This is a genomic window from Bacillus salipaludis (genome assembly GCF_004358205.1).
The window spans coordinates 248,604-266,434 of sequence record NZ_SMYO01000002.1; the positions used below are offsets into that span (position 1 = coordinate 248,604).

18 protein-coding genes are annotated in these 17,831 nt (G+C 43.8%); 16 read left to right on the forward strand and 2 right to left on the reverse strand.

Features of this window, described 5'->3' with window-relative positions:
* Positions 1 to 49 precede the first annotated feature (49 nt).
* The 8 genes from E2K98_RS03980 (at position 50) to E2K98_RS04015 (ending at position 10,606) form a co-directional block, all read left to right on the forward strand.
* Entirely contained in the window at positions 50 to 352 is a 303-nt protein-coding gene (locus tag E2K98_RS03980) for a WXG100 family type VII secretion target (protein WP_026572740.1), read from the forward strand.
* 33 nt (positions 353 to 385) lie between these two features.
* The gene (locus tag E2K98_RS03985; RefSeq protein WP_051590913.1) at positions 386 to 688 is read left to right on the forward strand and encodes a pore-forming ESAT-6 family protein; all 303 of its coding nucleotides are present in this window, start codon (positions 386 to 388) and stop codon (positions 686 to 688) included.
* Positions 689 to 787: 99 nt separating this feature from the next.
* Entirely contained in the window at positions 788 to 1,852 is a 1,065-nt protein-coding gene (locus tag E2K98_RS03990; protein WP_133332982.1) for a DUF6382 domain-containing protein, read from the forward strand.
* A gap of 111 nt (positions 1,853 to 1,963) precedes the next feature.
* On the forward strand, positions 1,964 to 2,731 hold the full coding sequence (locus E2K98_RS03995) for a PP2C family protein-serine/threonine phosphatase (protein ID WP_133332983.1): 768 nt from the start codon (positions 1,964 to 1,966) through the stop codon (positions 2,729 to 2,731).
* 19 nt (positions 2,732 to 2,750) lie between these two features.
* Positions 2,751 to 4,685: a protein kinase domain-containing protein gene (locus tag E2K98_RS04000; RefSeq protein WP_133332984.1), complete on the forward strand. Its 1,935-nt coding sequence runs from the start codon at positions 2,751 to 2,753 to the stop codon at positions 4,683 to 4,685.
* A gap of 15 nt (positions 4,686 to 4,700) precedes the next feature.
* The gene (locus E2K98_RS04005) at positions 4,701 to 5,093 is read left to right on the forward strand and encodes a hypothetical protein (protein WP_133332985.1); all 393 of its coding nucleotides are present in this window, start codon (positions 4,701 to 4,703) and stop codon (positions 5,091 to 5,093) included.
* A gap of 13 nt (positions 5,094 to 5,106) precedes the next feature.
* On the forward strand, positions 5,107 to 9,870 hold the full coding sequence (locus E2K98_RS04010) for an Ig-like domain-containing protein (RefSeq protein ID WP_133332986.1): 4,764 nt from the start codon (positions 5,107 to 5,109) through the stop codon (positions 9,868 to 9,870).
* Between the two features lie 322 nt (positions 9,871 to 10,192).
* Positions 10,193 to 10,606 carry a hypothetical protein gene (locus E2K98_RS04015; protein ID WP_133332987.1) on the forward strand — a complete coding sequence of 138 codons (414 nt, stop codon included), beginning with the start codon at positions 10,193 to 10,195 and terminating at the stop codon, positions 10,604 to 10,606.
* Positions 10,607 to 10,643: 37 nt separating this feature from the next.
* Here E2K98_RS04015 and E2K98_RS04020 read toward each other — a convergent pair whose 3' ends face one another.
* Entirely contained in the window at positions 10,644 to 10,952 is a 309-nt protein-coding gene (locus E2K98_RS04020) for an MGMT family protein (protein ID WP_133332988.1), read from the reverse strand.
* Between the two features lie 538 nt (positions 10,953 to 11,490).
* Here E2K98_RS04020 and spoIIID point away from each other — a divergent pair.
* From spoIIID to fabZ, 4 genes are all read left to right on the forward strand, one after another.
* Positions 11,491 to 11,763 carry a sporulation transcriptional regulator SpoIIID gene (gene spoIIID / locus E2K98_RS04025; RefSeq protein ID WP_026572748.1) on the forward strand — a complete coding sequence of 91 codons (273 nt, stop codon included), beginning with the start codon at positions 11,491 to 11,493 and terminating at the stop codon, positions 11,761 to 11,763.
* A gap of 256 nt (positions 11,764 to 12,019) precedes the next feature.
* Complete coding sequence (gene mreB / locus E2K98_RS04030) at positions 12,020 to 13,021, forward strand: rod shape-determining protein (RefSeq protein WP_026572749.1); 1,002 nt, start codon at positions 12,020 to 12,022, stop codon at positions 13,019 to 13,021.
* Positions 13,022 to 13,420: 399 nt separating this feature from the next.
* Positions 13,421 to 13,690, forward strand: a complete 270-nt coding sequence (locus tag E2K98_RS04035; protein ID WP_133332989.1) for a DNA-directed RNA polymerase subunit beta — start codon at positions 13,421 to 13,423, stop codon at positions 13,688 to 13,690.
* A gap of 94 nt (positions 13,691 to 13,784) precedes the next feature.
* Positions 13,785 to 14,219, forward strand: a complete 435-nt coding sequence (gene fabZ, locus E2K98_RS04040) for a 3-hydroxyacyl-ACP dehydratase FabZ (protein WP_026572751.1) — start codon at positions 13,785 to 13,787, stop codon at positions 14,217 to 14,219.
* A gap of 110 nt (positions 14,220 to 14,329) precedes the next feature.
* On the opposite strand, the gene E2K98_RS04045 is transcribed toward fabZ, so the two are convergent.
* The gene (locus E2K98_RS04045; protein WP_133332990.1) at positions 14,330 to 14,764 is read right to left on the reverse strand and encodes a YwpF family protein; all 435 of its coding nucleotides are present in this window, start codon (positions 14,762 to 14,764) and stop codon (positions 14,330 to 14,332) included.
* A 294-nt stretch (positions 14,765 to 15,058) separates the two neighbouring features.
* Between E2K98_RS04045 and E2K98_RS04050 the strand changes: the two genes are divergently transcribed.
* The 4 genes from E2K98_RS04050 to E2K98_RS04065 all read left to right on the forward strand — a co-directional run bounded on the left by E2K98_RS04050 (position 15,059) and on the right by E2K98_RS04065 (position 17,818).
* Positions 15,059 to 15,493: a single-stranded DNA-binding protein gene (locus E2K98_RS04050; protein ID WP_133332991.1), complete on the forward strand. Its 435-nt coding sequence runs from the start codon at positions 15,059 to 15,061 to the stop codon at positions 15,491 to 15,493.
* Positions 15,483 to 15,686, forward strand: a complete 204-nt coding sequence (locus E2K98_RS04055) for a hypothetical protein (RefSeq protein ID WP_133332992.1) — start codon at positions 15,483 to 15,485, stop codon at positions 15,684 to 15,686. The genes E2K98_RS04050 and E2K98_RS04055 overlap by 11 nt, the downstream gene beginning before the upstream one ends.
* A 386-nt stretch (positions 15,687 to 16,072) precedes the next feature.
* Positions 16,073 to 16,474: a hypothetical protein gene (locus E2K98_RS04060; RefSeq protein ID WP_133332993.1), complete on the forward strand. Its 402-nt coding sequence runs from the start codon at positions 16,073 to 16,075 to the stop codon at positions 16,472 to 16,474.
* Between the two features lie 246 nt (positions 16,475 to 16,720).
* Entirely contained in the window at positions 16,721 to 17,818 is a 1,098-nt protein-coding gene (locus tag E2K98_RS04065) for a 3D domain-containing protein (RefSeq protein ID WP_133332994.1), read from the forward strand.
* The last annotated feature ends 13 nt before the right edge of the window (positions 17,819 to 17,831 follow it).

Here is a 17,831-nt window from a genome sequence, read left to right on the forward strand (position 1 = left end):
TCCAACCGCCAAACAGCGAACGAAAACACTTTAAAGGAGGTGAAAAAACATGGCAAGATCCATTATGGTAGATCCGGCTAAGCTGGAAGACGCAGCAAATAAGATTGATCAGCAATCAGCTGAATACGAAAGACTTTATAAAGCACTTTTTCAAGAAGTAGACGGAATGCAGGCTGCTTGGCAAGGGCAGGATAACGTTGCATATACGACCCAAATCAAAGGATTTACGGATGATTTCCAAAAAATGACTCAGCTTATGAGACAATACTCCGATTTCCTAAAAGTTAGCGCAAAAACTTACAGAAACACACAGCAAGATATCATTTCTGGAGCGAAACGTCTGACAAACTAATAAGTAGATTGCTAGGAAAGAGAGGTGGAACCCATGACAATTGAAGGAATTAAAATTGGCCTTAATGAGGTCACTAGTACCGCCAGCCAAATCCGCACGTTAAACCACAATTTAACAGCGAGACTGGACGAAATCAAAAAAGAAATGAACGCCTTAGCCAATGCGTGGAACAGTGATGCATCCAACACAATCAGAAACAACTTTAACTCACTAGTACCAAAATTCGATAACTTCCGCGAAATCGTCGAAAGCTACGGAAAATTCTTAGACCAAACCGTAAACTCATACGACAGCACAGAAACAGCCATCAACAATAACGCCAGCGCATTCAAATAATTTAGATTGTGGAACATTCTGTGGAACAAGAAAATTCGGGTGGTGCCTGGCACCTGTCGAATTTTGTCAGGCACCACTAACATAGGGAGGGGAGTTTAGATGATTAGAAATATGGAGCTTAAGCTAGAGGATTATGGGTTTTCGAAGTATTTTTATTTTCCGGTTCCGGAGGGTATGGAGTTGGATGCTGAATTGGTGGCGGATAAGGCGGAGACGGATTTGTTGACGAATAATAAGATGCGGATTTCCGGGCTGCTGCCGTTTGGTGTGGTGAAGAAGGATGGGGCGGCTGCGCTGCGTTATGATATGATTTCGCAGGTCAATTTGGAGCAGCTTTTCGCGAGTACCCTAACGAAGGCGCAGCTTGTGGACAATCTTTTAATGATGATGGAAGGTCTCGAGGACCTCAAGAAACATGGCCTCAATCCCGAGAAAATCCTGCTCAACAAGAAATATATCTTCCTTGATGACTTTTCAAATAGATTAGTATTTTTGTACGTTCCGGTGAAAGTTAATGTTTTTGAAAAGGTATCAATGAACGAGTTTCTTAAAACGTTGATCGCCGAGACTTCGTACGATGAAGCAGATGATTTGTTATTTTTTATCAAGCTCCACAATTATCTAGTCAAAAACGCTGACCTTCATTTACCGGATTTTAAAGAAAAGCTGAAGGAGTTTGCTGCGGTTGGTGCGGGCCCTGGGGCGGATTCAAGCAAGGCGGTTCCACAGGCTCATTTTTATAGTCCAAGCCATGGTAATGTTGTCAGTGAAGCGGCTGCCGCATTGGAAGAGGGTACGACGGTTTTAGGTGCGGTCAACATTCAGGAGGAAGAGGGCACCACGGCATTGGGGGTCGGACCGCAATCTTTTGCAAGGCCGTTTCTATTCGAAGCAGCTACAGGTGAAAAAATCTTTCTGAGGAAGGATGTTTTTAAGCTGGGCAGGGACCCGGAGCAGGTTGATTTTGTTGCGAAAAATAAAGTGGTCGGCCGGGTTCATGCGGAGATCCTTACGGTGGATGGAGAATATTTCTTTGTGGACAAACAGTCTCGAAATGGCAGCTACTTAAACGGGGTAAGGCTCGTTCAAAACAGTAAAACCAAGCTGAAGCATGAAGATAAAATTAAACTCGCAAACGAAGAGTTTGTTTTTAGATTCTTTTAAAATAATAGATTTTGAGATTCGCGGATAAAATTTTTAATCTGAGGATAAGGGGTAATTTTGTACCTCTTTCAGGGATATATAGGTGAAAAACAAAAGAATGAGGTTTGAAATATGGCCATTTTAACCGCATTCCATACCGATGTGGGAATAAAAAAGAAAACCAATCAGGATGGATTATTACTAAAAACGGCCCGGACACCCAAAGGGCAGGTCGGCCTGTTCGTGGTCTGTGACGGCATGGGGGGCCTGGCCCAGGGAGAACTCGCCAGCGCAACCGTCATCAGGGGGATGGCCGATTGGTTTGACTCCGAGATGCCGAACATCGCTCAATCCGAGCACATGGAGGAAGACATTCGCAGGGAGTTAGAAGCCTGCATTCAACAATTAAATGAAAAAATCTTGGGCTACGGGGAGTCTGAAAAGGTAACCTTAGGGACTACCGTGACGGCACTGCTCATGGTTCACGACAAATACTATATCGTCCACATTGGCGACAGCAGAGTCTATCACATTTCGAGTACCCTAACCCAATTAACGACAGATCAAACGTTGGTCGCAAGAGAAGTGGCCCGTGGCAACCTCACAGAGGAGCAGGCTAAATCTGATCCGCGCCGAAATGTGTTGCTGCAATGCGTTGGGGCGACGAAGAATATTGAGATTGCTTTCTCTTCGGGGGAACTTAAGGAAAATACGGTATTTATGTTGTGCTCAGATGGATTTTATCATCAGATTTCAGAGGAAGAACTGGCGGAGAGCTTTCATCCGGCCAAACTGATAGATGAAGTGCAGATGAAGGAAAAGGTAATCGAGTTAGTAGAGTTAGTGAAAGCACGAAAAGAAGTCGATAACATAACGGTTGTGGCGGCAAAAGTGGTCTAAGCTACGGGGGGAGTTTTTCTTGATACAGATTGGAACAGTAATCGATGGTCGCTATGAAATATTAAAAGAGATCGGCCGCGGCGGGATGAGTATCGTCTACCTTGCCATGGATAACCGCCTCAATAAATCCTTGGTCGTAAAAGATATCCGCAAGCGTGAGCCGAGCAACAACGAACTGCTTATCAACAGCTTGATTATCGAAGCCAACATGCTGAAGAAACTCGACCACGGGGCCTTGCCGAAAATCTATGACATTATCGATGCAAAAGGCGACATCTACGTCGTTATGGACTACATCGAAGGCGAGTCGCTAAAGGAAAAACTGAAACGAGAAAAAACGATTCCCGCAGACAAAGTCATTGAATGGGCGAAGCAGCTCGGTGAAGTTTTAGAGTATTTACATACGAGAAAACCCCACCCGATCATTTACAGGGATATGAAACCGGACAACATCATGCTCACTCCAGAAGGAAAAATCAAGCTCGTCGACTTCGGGATCGCCCGCGAGTTTAAGGCGGAAAGCACAACCGATACGACCAATCTTGGGACGAAATCCTATGCAGCGCCAGAGCAGCTCTCCGGGAAGCAAACCGATGCAAGGACCGATCTTTATAGTTTAGGAGTTACCTTATATCATCTCGTCACTGGAAAAAGTATCAATGAACCGCCGTTTGAGTTGAAGCCGATCCGCCACTGGGATCCGGCCCTGCCGGAAGGGCTTGAACATATTATCCATAAGTGTACCCAGTCCGAGCCAAATAACCGATATCAAAGCAGTAGTGAGCTGCTCTATGATCTTTACAATATTAACAAGTTGACGGAAGGATACAAACAACGGTTGCGGAAAAAATTGTCGGTGTATCTGATCCCTGTCATACTGTTTTTTATTTTTACAACGACAGCTGTTGCTGGGTTTCAGGGCATCAAAAATACGGAATTCCAGGATTATATGAAGCTAGTAAATACTGCAGACGTCTCGCATATGAATGGCGAGGACGAGAAGGCGCTCACATTGCTGGATAAAGCGATCACAGGCGTCGATAAAAAGCGGCCGGAGGCTTATATCAGTTTGTTGGATTTATTTATTAGCCGCGATGAAACCGATGACGGCCTAGCAAAAATTGAAACTTATATCAACGGTGAATATGGGAATATCCAAAAAAATAGTGTGCTCCGCTTCAAGATGGGGATGACGTATTTTGATTTGATGCATAATTATCCGGAGGCGCTGAAGCATTTTAATCATGTTGATCCCGAGGAAATCCCTGATGTGCAATACTATGAGACGATTGCCACGCAGGCGAGCTCGATGAATATAGATTATAAAAAATTTGCCAACAACTTGAAGAAGTTTGAAAAATTTAATGATGGGCTCGCGAATGACCGGAAAAAGGTCGATAACTATAAATCCTTGGCCGGAATTTATATTTCCTATAAAGGGGAGTTGGCCGAGGCAAATACAAAAACGATTGAAATTATCAATAAAGCATATAAAGTCCTTAAGTCAATCGATGATGAAAAATTGGAATCCCAGTATGAAGAAGATTTTAAAAGCAAACTGGGGCAAGCCTATTACAGCAGGGGCGTGAAATTGCAGTCAAGAGCAGATCTTGAACAGGCAATCCAATTTTATCAAGAACTGCTGCAGGATTTGGACGTACAAGACAAACCGGAAGTGTTAACGAAAATCGGTGCGATTTATCACGATATGGATGATGAGGAGAAGGCCGTCACGATGCTGCAGGATACGATCAAGGGATATCCGAAGTACATCGATGCCTATATGAAACTAGCAGATGTATTGCTGGATATTGAACAAGCCAAGCCGGAGGGCAAGCGTAATTTTAAGCAGGCCAAACAAGTGTATGAAAAAGTGAGTAAGCTTGCCGGTGCGAAGGGCGATGCTGATTTTAAAAAGTTGACAGGGCGGCTTGTGACACTCGGTCTCAAGTAGAAAGGGGGAGAAAAGATGGGGTACCAGATCATGTTTTACGGGGGCCTAGCCGGCGCCCTGATTGCTCTCGCCATTTCGATTGTCCTTTTTGTAAAAATGGAAATCGCCCAGGTTTTCACGGATTTAACCGGGATTCAGTTTCGGAAAAAGCGCCGTCGAATAGATGAGGAATCTAGGGAAAAGCATACAAAGGAAATCATGCTGAAAAAACAGTATGCGGAATCAGCGGCAGCGGAGGAAACAGAGCTTTTGGAAGTGGCGGAAACGGTACTGCTGGGGGAAATCGAGGAGACAACCTTGTTGATGGAAGAGACTACGCTTTTAGTAGAAGAAACGACACTTTTGGTAGAAAACGAGTTTATCAAAGAAGTAGATGTAGTGATTGTGCATTCCAACACGGTCATCTAGAGGGGATAGGAAAATGTCGGAAATAGCAAACAGAAAATCGCTGATTTGGGTATTAGCGTGCGGATTGTTGCTCTTGTCTGTGCTGTTTTTTAGCACAAACGCGTTTTCATTGGATGGAGCCAAACGTTTAGTTGTCTTTAACGGCGATCAATGGGATATGGAATCGGACAAGCAGCCCAACTGGTACACAAATGGAAATTCTGTATCCTTCCAGATTGATTTAACGGAGGATTTTAAAAACAGTCAGCCGGAAGGGGCGGAAAGGCCGTTTGAGGTTAGCGCATCTTACCCGGGTGCCGCGGTGAAGCCGGAAATTACCGAGGTGAAAGACGCAGAAAAAGGGTTTCAAGGTGAATACACGGTAACCATTCCCTTGCCTGCGGACAGCAAGGACGGGGATTTGGACGTCACGGTTGAGATGGTAAAGAAAAACACGTGGAAAATTCCTGAACATACGAGCACGTTTACGATTAAACGGGATACAACCAAGCCGGTTGTCGACGTTCAAACGGAGTTTCAGGACGGTGATTTTTTAGACGGCGGGTTTACGGAAAAGCCGGTCACGATGACGGTCAAAGTCGACGACGCTCACTTTGATCCTTCGAAGGATACGATTTCGGTTGTCAAAGATGATATAGCCTTAAGTTCGTCACCTGAATGGAAGGACGGTCAAACGACTTTGACATTCGACCAAATCGGTGATTATGAAGTGAAGGTTGTTGCTGCGGATGAGGCAGGAAACAAGAGTGAAGCGAAAAAGGTCACCTTTGGGATTTGGGATAAGGGTCCGCGCTTAACGATTGTGAATAGCAGGGAAAATGGCTCTTATAATGAGCCGGTTCAGTTGAAGGTCAGTGATGATTTTAAGATTTGGGATGCCACTGCGGTGGTAGAGAAGGACGGGGAAACGACGACAAAATCCTTCGACGAACGCGGGAAGACTGCCACTCTTGAGCTTTCGGAACAAGGGGTTTATAAAGTAAAGGTCACGGTGAGGGATCGAAAAAATCCTGTCGGTCTCGACCTCGGTGAAACCACGTTTACCATTGATACCACGAAGCCGGAGCTAAGCTTTACCGGTGTGGAAGATCAGGGCAGCGACAAAAAGCCGCGGAAATTTGGAATCGATGTGAAGGATCCGAATTTGGATGAGGATTCTGTGCTGCTGAAGGTGACTCATGATAGCGGTAAGGATAAAACGTTTGCGGGCAAAGAAGCGTATACAGAGCACAGCCTTACTGAGGACGGTGTCTACAGCCTTGAGCTGTCGGCGGCCGATAAAGCTGGAAACAAAGCAACGAAGACGATTACGTTTACCATTGACCAAACGGCGCCGGTGTTGGACATTTCGGATGTTCCCGGGTATATCAATGGGGCGAAAGAGGTTATTTTTACTGCCCAGGATTTGACACTTGATGTGGGTAAAATCAATTTAAAAGTATTGAAAGATGGGGCTGCTTACGAAGAGCCGATTTCGTTTGTTGAGTCGGGCCGCGCGGCGGTGGCCAAGCATACGTTTAAAGACGAGGGCAAATATGAGTTGAGCCTCAATGCAACGGATCGATTAGGAAATGCCGCTTCTGAAAAAACAGCGGCGTTTACGATTGATCGTACCGCCCCAGTTGTGACAATTTCCACAGTGGAAGACGGGGCTAAATATGATAAGGATCAAAACGTGAAAATCTCCGTTCAAGATCCTTATTTGGATCAATACGATGTAGCTGTGAAGAAGGACGGAAAGGCGTATGCAATCAAACCGCTGGTCCTTGACGGCGATACTGCCACGACGGAACATCAATTTGACGAAGACGGAGTTTATGAAATCACGGTAACCTCCAAGGACAAAGCAAATAATGAAAAAACGGTTACCAAGATGTTTACGATTGATAAAAACGGTCCGACGATTCATTTTTCCGATAATGTTGCACCGGGAGAGCACTACAATACCGATAAAACGGTCACCGTTTCGGTGGATGATTACACATTTGACCCGCAAAAGACGCAGGTGAAGGTATTGAAAAATGGGGAGGATGTCACGAAGGAAATCATCGGCGACTGGACATTGTCGGATCAATTTAAGTGGATTCTTCGCGGCGAGATGGAGCTTCCGTTTACGGAGGAAGGCGATTATGACATCACCGTCACCTCAGGAGATATTTTTGGAAAAACCAGCCGCAATCAGCTTTCGTTTGTGATCGATAAAACGGCACCGAAAATCGCGTTGACGGGAATCAATGAGGGGGCCTTTGTGCAAAAAGGCGAAGTGACGATTGGCGTGGATGAGACGCATTTTCAAACAGATGACGTGACGGTCACGGTTGGGGACAAAAAGCTGACATTCAAAAATACGGGTGTTCACTCTGAAGTGAAAATTCCGTTCACGACGGATGGCGATTACGTTATTAAGGTTGAAGCGGAGGACAAAGCGGGCAATGTCGCTGAGGCGAAAACCTTATCATTTACGGTCGACACCATTGCACCAAAAATTAGTATTGTGAATAAGAATTCGGGTTCTGCGGTGAAGAATGATTCCTACTCCAGCAAGGATAAAGAGGTTTCTGTTGTCGTTGAGGAACATAATTTTAAAAATAATCATGTTGATGTGAATGTGAAGGAAAACGGTAAAAACTTATCCATCGGTGATTGGAAAAATAGCGGTGAGACCTCTACACTCGATTACGAATTTAAAGAGGACCATGAATATACGATTACAGTTGCGGCAGCCGACGCGGCCGGGAATAAGGGTGCTGAAAAATCAGTCACGTTTACGATTGACCATATCAATCCAGAGCTTGAGATTAGCGGGATTGAGGATGGGCAGAATTACAAGAGCAAGACCGCTGCGTTTACGGTGAAGGATACCAATATTGATTTAAGCCAAACCTCGCTGAAGGTTTCGCGGAACGGCAAGTCGTATCCGGTTGGCTGGCTGGAGTTAACTTCAAAGACAAAGGGCGAGTTAAGCTACAATTTTAAGGATGAAGGAAATTATGTCGTGAAGCTGTCGACCACGGATAAAGCAGGCCGTGATACGAGCTTTGCGCCAGTTTCATTTATTATTGACCACACGAAGCCAGTGGTAAAAGTAGACGGGGTGGACAATAATTCCTATAATCCCAAGAGCCGGAATGTGGAGATTTCGGTGGATGAAGAAAACTATTCTACCAATCAGGTGGAGTTAGCTGTTATGAAAGATGGTCAACCGTTTGGGATTGGAACAATGCCTATAAAACAGCATTCGAATCTAATCTACAATTTTTCAAAAGATGGTTTGTATTCGATTTTGATTCGTGCGGAGGATAAGGCAGGCAATGGTCCGGTTGAGGTCAAGCGTACGTTTACGATTGATAAAACGAAACCGGCGATTGAGATTACTGGCGTGGAACAGGGCGCCTATTATAACGAAGACAAGCTTGTTAAGGCAACAATTCAAGACCGGAACTTTGATATCAATAAAATCATTGTTAAGAGGGATGGACACAATTATCCTGTTGCCGGATTTGTGGTGAGCGGGGATGTAGCGTCGTTTAGCCATAATTTTAGCAAAGAGGGCGATTATCAGTTGACCGTCGATGCGACGGATAAAGCCGGGAATCATTTTAGCAAGGAAATGAAATTCACGATTGATAAAACCAAGCCGGTGATTACCCCGAAATTCAGAGGGCAGGACCGTGTGATTAAGAACGGCGCATTTATTAATGAGATTTTTACACCAGAATTTGCGCTCGATCGCCCAAGTGATGATTCGATTGTTTCGGTGGTTTTGAACGGTAAAAACATTGGAAAAAGTGCTCTGACCGCATCGAAGGAAATGGAGTATAAGTACAAGGTTGTTGCGCGGGATAAAGCCGGCAATGAAACGGAGCTGGCGATTCATTTTACCTTAGACACTTCTAAGCCGGAGCTGTCGATTACAGGTGTTTTGGATGGATTCTTTAAAAAGGACCTCGCACCGGTTGTGACGTATTCAGATGTGCATTTGGATAAGGGCAAAACATCTGTCACACTCGATGGCAGACCATATGTCAACGGCACGAAGCTGAATGAGGAGAAGGTTTATGTTCTGAAGGCGCAGGTGACCGATTTAGCGAAAAACGTTAGCTCGAGAACGATTGTGTTCACGATTGACAAGACGGCCCCGTCCATCAAGTTCAACGAGGCGATTTCCAATCAGTATTTTAAAGAGGACTTAATTCCGAAATTGCTGATTCAGGACCATAGTGCCTACGATATTATCGCGCAAACCTTGGACGGCGAAGATTATAAGTTAGGCGAGCCGATTACGTCGGAAGGGAAGCATGTTCTGTTCTTTGAGGTCAAGGATAAGGCTGGTAACATTAGGCAGATGAGTGTCGAGTTTATTCTTGATAAGACGGTGCCAGAGGTCAAATTTGATGGCGTTAAGAACGGTGAAACCTATTATGATCCGGTGAGTTTAGCGATTCATCTTGATAATCCGAAGGATGAGATAACGAATGTATGGGTGAACGGTAAGCTTTGGGATTTTGATCGTACAAAGGATGATAACGGGAACACGGTGTTATCGGATAGATTTAAGGGTATCGGCAAGTATAGGGTGAAGGTTGTTGCGGTCGATGATGCCGGTAACAAGAAAACCACAGAATTCTCATTTAAGATCGCCAAAAAGGCTGCGATTGTGAAGTTTTATGAGAATAAGCCTTTGTTTTCAGGCAGTATTGTGGGCGTATTGGCGTTGATTGGTCTGGGGGTTACGGCTGTGCTGAGGAGCCGGAAGGAGGAAGATGTAAGTGAGTAAGTTTGTTGGAGAGCCAGGCGGATGCCTGGCTTTTTGTGTTGTGATTTTGGAGGATTGAGTTGGTGTTAGCAACATAAAATGGGTCGGTTGGAATATATATCGATTCATCGATACGGATGGATCGTATATCGATACAGAAGGAATATATAAAGATATAGATGGATCGTATATCGATACAGAAGGAATATATAAAGATATAGATGGATCGTATATCGATACAGAAGGAACAGATAAAGTTACGGACGGATCGTATATCGATACAGAAGGAACAGATAAAGTTACGGACGGATCGTATATCGATACAGAAGGAACAGATAAAGATATGGATGGATCGTATATCGATACAGAAGGAACAGATAAAGTTACGGACGGATCGTATATCGATACAGAAGGAACAGATAAAGTTACGGACGGATCGTATATCGATACAGAAGGAACAGATAAAGATATGGATGGATCGTATATCGATACAGAAGGAACAGATAAAGATATGGATGGATCGTATATCGATACAGAAGGAACAGATAAAGATATGGATGGATCGTATATCGATACAGAAGGAACAGATAAAGATATGGATGGATCGTATATCGATACAGAAGGAACAGATAAAGATATGGATGGATCGTATATCGATACAGAAGGAACAGATAAAGTTACGGACGGATCGTATATCGATACAGAAGGAACAGATAAAGATACGGATGAATCATATATCGATACGAATGGAACATAAAATTGAAAAAGCAAGGTCATATCTTTCCTAACTTATTTTATTGCGGTTGATACTGATATTTTTCCAAATCAATGCTGCCGTGCAGGCCAACTTCAACTCCCTCGCCCTCAAGCGCAAACAGTTGCTCATGATAAGATTCATCGTATCGGAGGGCGATACGGCCTTGGCCATTGATGACGCGGTGCCAGGGAAGGCTGTGTTTCCGGCTCATCGAATGGAGGATGCGCACAACTTGACGGGCTGCGCGTGGACTGCCGGCGAGCCCCGCAATCTGCCCGTAAGTCATTACTTTCCCTGCAGGAATATTTTTAATGATGCTAATCACATTTTCGGTAAATGGAGTCATGTTGATGTCCTTTCCTAATCAATTATTTTAATTTTATTTGAAATCGGAGAAATCGACAAATTTCTTGGGAAATAGCATTACGGGAGAGTCATTTCCCGGAAAATAATAGGGATATGGCGGATTTCAGCATTTTCGAAGTGTTGTCGAATGGTGGAATGCAAAAGAATACTGATTTAATCGGTGTCCGATTTTTCAAAAAATTTCCGAAACACCTTGTCCTGATTGTGTTTTTTGTGCATAAACCCGTATCCAAGCTAATAAACTGTTACAAACCTTTACAAAGAGAGTGTTTGAGGTGAGGAATCGTTTGTGGAGGGCGTGGATTTAGTCGGGGACATGATTATTCCTAGTATGATCAGAAGGTAGATTACTTTCTGTCGCATGGTGACCCATCATAAGTAATGTCCATCCCAGATGGACAAAGTGGTGAAAATGTCCTTTTGTGGTGCCTGTCACCCATGCGGAAAGCAGAATTCGTCATTGTGATAAGCGAGTCTCATTTCACACTACTCACATCCAATTTAGGGAGGGCGAGAGTGTGCACGATTACATCAAAGAGAGAACTATCAAGATTGGAAAGTATATCGTGGAGACGAGGAAAACGGTTCGCGTTATCGCGAAAGAGTTTGGCGTATCCAAAAGTACAGTCCATAAAGATTTAACAGAGAGGCTTCCTGAAATTAATCCAGAACTTGCGAATGAAGTAAAAGAGATTTTAGATTATCATAAATCGATCCGGCACCTAAGGGGCGGGGAAGCAACGAAAATGAAGTACCAGAAAGAAGAAAGAGAAGGAGAAGCGGTGAAATAATTTTAGAGATATGCAGGACTTTTGGCGGAAGGGGGATTTGTGGCTATAGGAGTGTGCCTATATGTAAGCGCTATATTTGGAAGGAAGCTTAACGGGTTCCTTTTTCAAAAAATTCGAGGACAATTACTGTTTTCGGATTTTTTTGATTACCGACAAATAATTACATATTTTTGAGTTAAAAGTATGGAATTTTCTTTGGTTGTGATACAATAAACAATTAGAGTAGTAGGATCCGTTAAGGAGGAAAGACAAGAGAATGTTTGCTAGGGATATTGGTATTGATTTGGGTACTGCGAACGTGTTGATTCACGTGAAGGGCCGTGGAATTGTGTTGAATGAGCCTTCTGTGGTGGCGATTGACCGAAATACGAATCGCGTTTTGGCGGTTGGTGAAGAGGCGCGCCGCATGGTGGGACGTACACCTGGGAACATTGTCGCGATTCGTCCGCTAAAGGATGGCGTAATCGCTGACTTTGATGTAACTGAAGCAATGTTAAAACATTTTATTAATAAGTTGAATGTAAAAGGTTTTCTTTCGAAGCCGCGTATTTTGATTTGCTGCCCGACGAATATTACGAGCGTTGAGCAGAAGGCGATCAAGGAGGCGGCTGAAAAGAGCGGCGGCAAGAAGATTTATCTTGAAGAGGAGCCGAAGGTGGCGGCGATTGGCGCAGGGATGGATATTTTCCAGCCAAGCGGGAATATGGTCGTGGACATCGGTGGCGGTACGACGGATGTTGCCGTGCTTTCGATGGGCGATATCGTGACGTCTTCTTCGATTAAGATGGCGGGCGATAAGTTCGACATGGAGATTCTCAACCACATCAAGCGTGAGTACAAGCTGTTGATTGGGGAGCGTACGGCTGAAAATATTAAAATTAATATTGGGACGGTATTTCCTGGATCTCGTTCGGAGGAAATGGAGATTCGCGGCCGTGATATGGTCAGCGGTTTGCCACGCACGATTTCAGTTCGTTCGGAAGAGATTGAGGGGGCGCTTCGTGAGTCGGTTGCCGTGATTGTTCAGGCGGCGAAGAGTGTGCTTGAGCGGACTCCGCCAGAGTTGTCTGCGGATATTATTGACCGCGGCGTGATTTTGACGGGCGGCGGTGCATTGCTGCACGGGATTGATATGCTGCTTGCGGATGAGTTGAAGGTACCGGTATTGGTTGCGGAGAATCCAATGGACTGCGTGGCGATTGGTACGGGAATTATGTTGGATAATATTGACCGGATTCCTGGTAGGAAGCTGGGATAAGATTTTTGGTTAGAGCCTGATGACGCGTGGGTGCGTTGTTGGGCTTTTTTGTTGTGGTTTGGGGTGGTTGGAGTTTTGGTGGTAGTGGTCGGTATTTTGGGGAAAGCGGAGGGTAAATAGGTAACAGTGGTGGGTAAAGTAGAAATTCAACTGGTGCGAATCTAAAATGAGTGAACGATTTTACTGAATAGGGTCACTTCCCCTTCAAGATACACAATTCGCGTTTTTTTTACAAAAGGCGACCTTTTCCACAAAAAGTTAATGAGTATTTTTAAAATATTTTTTATAATAGAGATAAGACTAGTTGAATAATTTTATAAAAACAATATTATCTGCATAATTTAGGTAATAATATGTTTTAACTCGCTAGTTTTGGGAGAAACACAAAGGGGAATTCCGATGTCCGAACAAGTGAAAACGAGGGAAGAATTTAAAAAGGAAAAAGTTGATTCGCAAAACGCGGCGGAGGAAGTACGCCCGGTGACAAAACGGGTGAGAGTGCGCCTGATTCCGATTTGGCTGCGGCTTATCCTTTTGGTGATGAGTATATTTATTTGCGTCATGGCGGGATCAGCGGTAGGCTATGGTATGCTTGGCGGCGGAAAAATTGCAGATGTTTTTAAGGAATCAACGTGGACGCATATCATCGACTTGGTTGATAAAAAATAAATCGATTGGAGGGAAGGGAGCAATCTCTTCCCTTTGTTTGTGTTTAATAGTAAAATGGATTTTAAGTAGCTAATCTTAGTAGGAGGTACTAAAAATGCTTGATATCGAACAAATTAAAGAAATTATTCCTCATCGTTATCCATTTTTGCTGGTAGACCGAATTTTGGAGGTTGAGGAAGGGAAACGGGCGATTGGGATTAAAAATGTTTCAGCGAACGAGGAGTTTTTCAACGGACATTTTCCCGATTATCCGGTCATGCCGGGTGTATTAATCGTGGAGGCACTGGCTCAGGTTGGTGCTGTTGCAATGTTGAAAAAAGAGGAAAACCGCGGCCGATTAGCATTCTTTGCGGGGATTGACGGCTGCCGTTTCAAAAAACAGGTCAAGCCTGGGGACCAGCTGCGTCTTGAGGTCGAAATCATTCGTTTACGCGGTCCAGTTGGAAAAGGAAAAGCTGTTGCGACGGTTGACGGTGAGATTGCCTGCGAAGCGGAAATTACATTTGCGCTAGGCGAGAAAAAAGAATAGTGTTTGGAGAAATGGCCGGGGGACTGGTCATTTTTTTTGTGGGTGAGTTTTGGCAGTTTCAAGTTCTAAACCACCAAACCAAAAAGCCAGGCACCAGGCCTGGCTTACACTCACTGCGGAGTCTTCATCTTAATCTTTGGTTTACTTTTCATCTTTTCCTTAAACTCAGTCAGGAGGGCTTGGCCACTCAAGCCTTTTTGAATCAAACTATCGAGCAGCAGCTCAGAATAATCGCGGCGCAGACGGCGCAGACGGCCTTCCAGCAGCACACTCATATGATTTTCAAACTTATTCAACGTACCAATCTTCGTTTGGAAAAATGCCGGTTCATTTTCAAGCTTTGTAATCACCGCTTCAACAATAATTTCGCGGCCTTCATCCTGAATCTTTTTAAAATAATCATAAAGAGACAGATCCGTATAAGCTTCCAGCAGCCAGGTCAGCTGCTCATCTTCTTTATTAATGATTAAACCATCATGTAACGGGATTTCCACCGAATTGTCATTCTCAACCACTTCCAATGACACCAACTTGAACGATTTCATTAGGTAAAACCTCCTTATAGCAGTTTGCCGCGGACTTATTCCCCAAAATCAACGTGACGAATTACTTTTCCTAAATTATAACATATGCAGAATGAAAGCAAATGTCGAAAAATATATGTCGAATCTTGCAAAAATATCTTTTCACGCCCAATACCCATCAAAAAGCCCAATTTCTCCCTAGAGAAAAACCCTTTTTTCAACCGTAGATATTCTCGAAAATGCCTTTTTCGTCATTTTACAGGGGGAGGCGGAGAGGAATATGATAAAGCCATGAAACAGAGAGGAGATGAACAAATGATCAATCAAGTCACACTTGTCGGAAGACTGACGAAGGATCCAGAGCTGAAAACAACGTCCGATGGAACCCCCGTCACACAGGTGACGCTCGCTGTAAGCCGAAATTTTCGCAACCAGAATGGAGAGATCGAAGCAGACTTTGTTTTGTGTACGCTGTGGCGGAAAGCAGCCGAAAACACCGCACAATACTGCCGGAAGGGGTCCGTCGTCGGGGTGACAGGGCGGCTGCATACCCGGAATTACGAAAAAGAAGGAAAGAGGGTGTATATAACCGAGGTGATCGGGGAGCAAATCCGCTTTCTAGGCGCCAAACCGCATGTGGATAATTCAAGCCCGAGTCCGTCTCCAACTCCAGCTCCAGCACCAAGCCAGACCCAGAGCCCGAATTCTGAACCGAGGGAAAAAAAGGAGGAAGTGCCAGTTGGAAGCTAATCATGATAGTTTAGAACAGCTCATGGAATCATTAATCAAAATGGTCGGAAAAGCCAATCAAAAAGTAGACGGCCTGCAGCGAAGGGTCATCCAGCTTGAAACCTTTATCATGGAGGAAAAAGAGCGAGGCACCATTCGTATCTACCCCGAGCAACCTCAAGAAACTGCCTCATCCACCCCCCACATCAGTTGATGGCCATGATTTCCTCACTATATAAAATCAAACATCTCTCCGATGTACCCCAAATTTCCGGCGAATTTGCCGGATTTTTATTTTTGAGGTATAAAAAAACGGCAACAGGGAACAATGTTAGCAAAACCCCCTGTTTTTTTATAAGAAGCCGCTGACATAGTTGTTCAGCGGCTTCTTCGTTTTTTGGGGAAAGGTACATAGAAATGGTCCCATTGCCTGTGCTTGCCCAAAAAAGGGTATTACCGGTGATTAACGTTTGATAAGTATCGAAAGTAGGAGAAATTGTGAATAAAAACGCACAATTCCATATTTTGTTTCTAGGGTAATTGCTGGAGAAGAAATTATTGTCATATAATGTAGATAATTGTAAGATTTGGAGTGATCATATGGATAAAAATCCGAGCAGTTCATTGAACTTTATTGGCGTCAGGCTAAGCAACCGCGAAATTATGATCAAGAGCAAGCCAGGCTTTTTCGATGCATTAACGCTTTCCAAACACCCATCTAAGAGCAGCTTCTATCAAACCATTCCTCTTGGCGATACACATTCAGTATCCATCTATTACTATAATAAAAGATTTCAATTTACCTATCAAAATCATTCATTTCAGCTTTTCGAAGGAAATCAGCAGCTCAGTGAGCAAGCCGTTTATAATATTTTAAATAATTTTATCGTAAAAGAAGGGAATAAGGCTTCCTATTTAACAAGCTTCCCAGAAGACAAGATCAGGACGGCGAAAAAGAAGAAAACTCGGGTGCTGGCGGAGAGCAAGCGGGTCGGGGAGTGAGTAGAATTTAAGAAATAAGCTAGGCATCCAGCCTAGCTTATTTTTTTTGCCAATCAAAACCCTAACTGTCCACCCCACACGCACAAAAATGCCAAAAAGTCCACGGACGGTGCCTGTCACCGCATTTGGTAATTGTCCCCTTTTGGTGAAATTTCGGCTTATATGACAAAAATGGAGGGAATTTTAATGTTTTTGTAACATTGCTGGTATATTGATTTGATATAAATAGGGAAAGGGGGAAAGAGTATGCAATTTTTTAAGCGTATGATTCTCGTAATTTTTACATTAACATTGTGTGGAACTGGTTCAATCATGACATATGCCAAGAGCAATACGGAAGCATTACATAGTGTCGAGCAGGACCTTCAGCAAAAAGCACAAGAAAAGCAATCTGTTTCAAACGAGATGACAAACATTAAGCAAGAAATGGACTCAATCTATAAATATATTTCAGCGAACAAAGAAGCGTTGTCCAAAACGCAAAACAAAATTGATGAGACCAATAAGCTCATTGAGCAGAAAAAAGAAGAAATTGTCACTGTTGAGGACAAAATCCTGGCCCGCCAAGATGTCATGAAAAAGCGGCTAGTCGCCCTTCAGCACGACAATAGTGTAAGCTTAGTGATCAAAGTTCTACTAAACGCAAAAAGCTTTGATGACTTACTACAACGTGCAAGTGCGGTCTCGGCTCTATTCAACGCTGATCAGAGCATTTTAGATGACCAGAAACATGACCTTAAACAGATTGAAGACGATAAAAAAGAGATTGATCAACAAGAGCAGGTTTTAAAAGAAGAACAAAAAAACCTAGCCAATCAGCAGGAACAACTTAGTTTGAATCTGCAAAAAAGACAAGAAACCTTAAAAGAAATGCAAGATAAATACAGCAAAATCGATAAAGAAATGGCGCTTGCCAAAAAAGAAAAAGCAAGCATTCAAGCTGAGCTAAGAGCGGCTGAAGAAAGAGTTCGCAAGGAACAGGCAGCGGCAAAATCGAGGGCAGTAGCTGCATCGGCATCTGCAGGAAGCCAGCAAAACGATTCACAACCGACAGGCAACGGGGAAACCTTTTACGTTACCGCAACCGCCTACAGCTACTCAAGTTCAGGTGCGATTACAAGAATGGGCTACAATATTAAAGAAAACCCATATATGAAGCTTATTGCCGTTGATCCATCTGTCATTCCATTAGGAAGCAAGGTTTGGGTAGAAGGCTATGGGGTCGCGGTCGCAGGCGATACAGGCGGCGCTATCCACGGCCACATAATCGATGTTTTAAAACCAACAAAAGCACAGGCACTAGCATGGGGCAGAAGAACCGTGAAAGTGAAAATATTAGATTAATAACCAAGAAAGA

What these genes read in the sequence shown, in the direction of transcription:
- E2K98_RS03980 (WP_026572740.1), top strand. Translation starts at nt 50, where the DNA reads ATGGCAAGATCCATTATGGTAGATCCGGCTAAGCTGGAAGACGCAGCA.
- E2K98_RS03985 (WP_051590913.1), top strand. Translation starts at nt 386, where the DNA reads ATGACAATTGAAGGAATTAAAATTGGCCTTAATGAGGTCACTAGTACC.
- E2K98_RS03990 (WP_133332982.1), top strand. Translation starts at nt 788, where the DNA reads ATGATTAGAAATATGGAGCTTAAGCTAGAGGATTATGGGTTTTCGAAG.
- E2K98_RS03995 (WP_133332983.1), top strand. Translation starts at nt 1,964, where the DNA reads ATGGCCATTTTAACCGCATTCCATACCGATGTGGGAATAAAAAAGAAA.
- E2K98_RS04005 (WP_133332985.1), top strand. Translation starts at nt 4,701, where the DNA reads ATGGGGTACCAGATCATGTTTTACGGGGGCCTAGCCGGCGCCCTGATT.
- E2K98_RS04010 (WP_133332986.1), top strand. Translation starts at nt 5,107, where the DNA reads ATGTCGGAAATAGCAAACAGAAAATCGCTGATTTGGGTATTAGCGTGC.
- E2K98_RS04015 (WP_133332987.1), top strand. Translation starts at nt 10,193, where the DNA reads ATGGATGGATCGTATATCGATACAGAAGGAACAGATAAAGTTACGGAC.
- E2K98_RS04020 (WP_133332988.1), bottom strand. Translation starts at nt 10,952, where the DNA reads ATGACTCCATTTACCGAAAATGTGATTAGCATCATTAAAAATATTCCT.
- mreB (WP_026572749.1), top strand. Translation starts at nt 12,020, where the DNA reads ATGTTTGCTAGGGATATTGGTATTGATTTGGGTACTGCGAACGTGTTG.
- E2K98_RS04035 (WP_133332989.1), top strand. Translation starts at nt 13,421, where the DNA reads ATGTCCGAACAAGTGAAAACGAGGGAAGAATTTAAAAAGGAAAAAGTT.
- fabZ (WP_026572751.1), top strand. Translation starts at nt 13,785, where the DNA reads ATGCTTGATATCGAACAAATTAAAGAAATTATTCCTCATCGTTATCCA.
- E2K98_RS04045 (WP_133332990.1), bottom strand. Translation starts at nt 14,764, where the DNA reads ATGAAATCGTTCAAGTTGGTGTCATTGGAAGTGGTTGAGAATGACAAT.
- E2K98_RS04050 (WP_133332991.1), top strand. Translation starts at nt 15,059, where the DNA reads ATGATCAATCAAGTCACACTTGTCGGAAGACTGACGAAGGATCCAGAG.
- E2K98_RS04060 (WP_133332993.1), top strand. Translation starts at nt 16,073, where the DNA reads ATGGATAAAAATCCGAGCAGTTCATTGAACTTTATTGGCGTCAGGCTA.
- E2K98_RS04065 (WP_133332994.1), top strand. Translation starts at nt 16,721, where the DNA reads ATGCAATTTTTTAAGCGTATGATTCTCGTAATTTTTACATTAACATTG.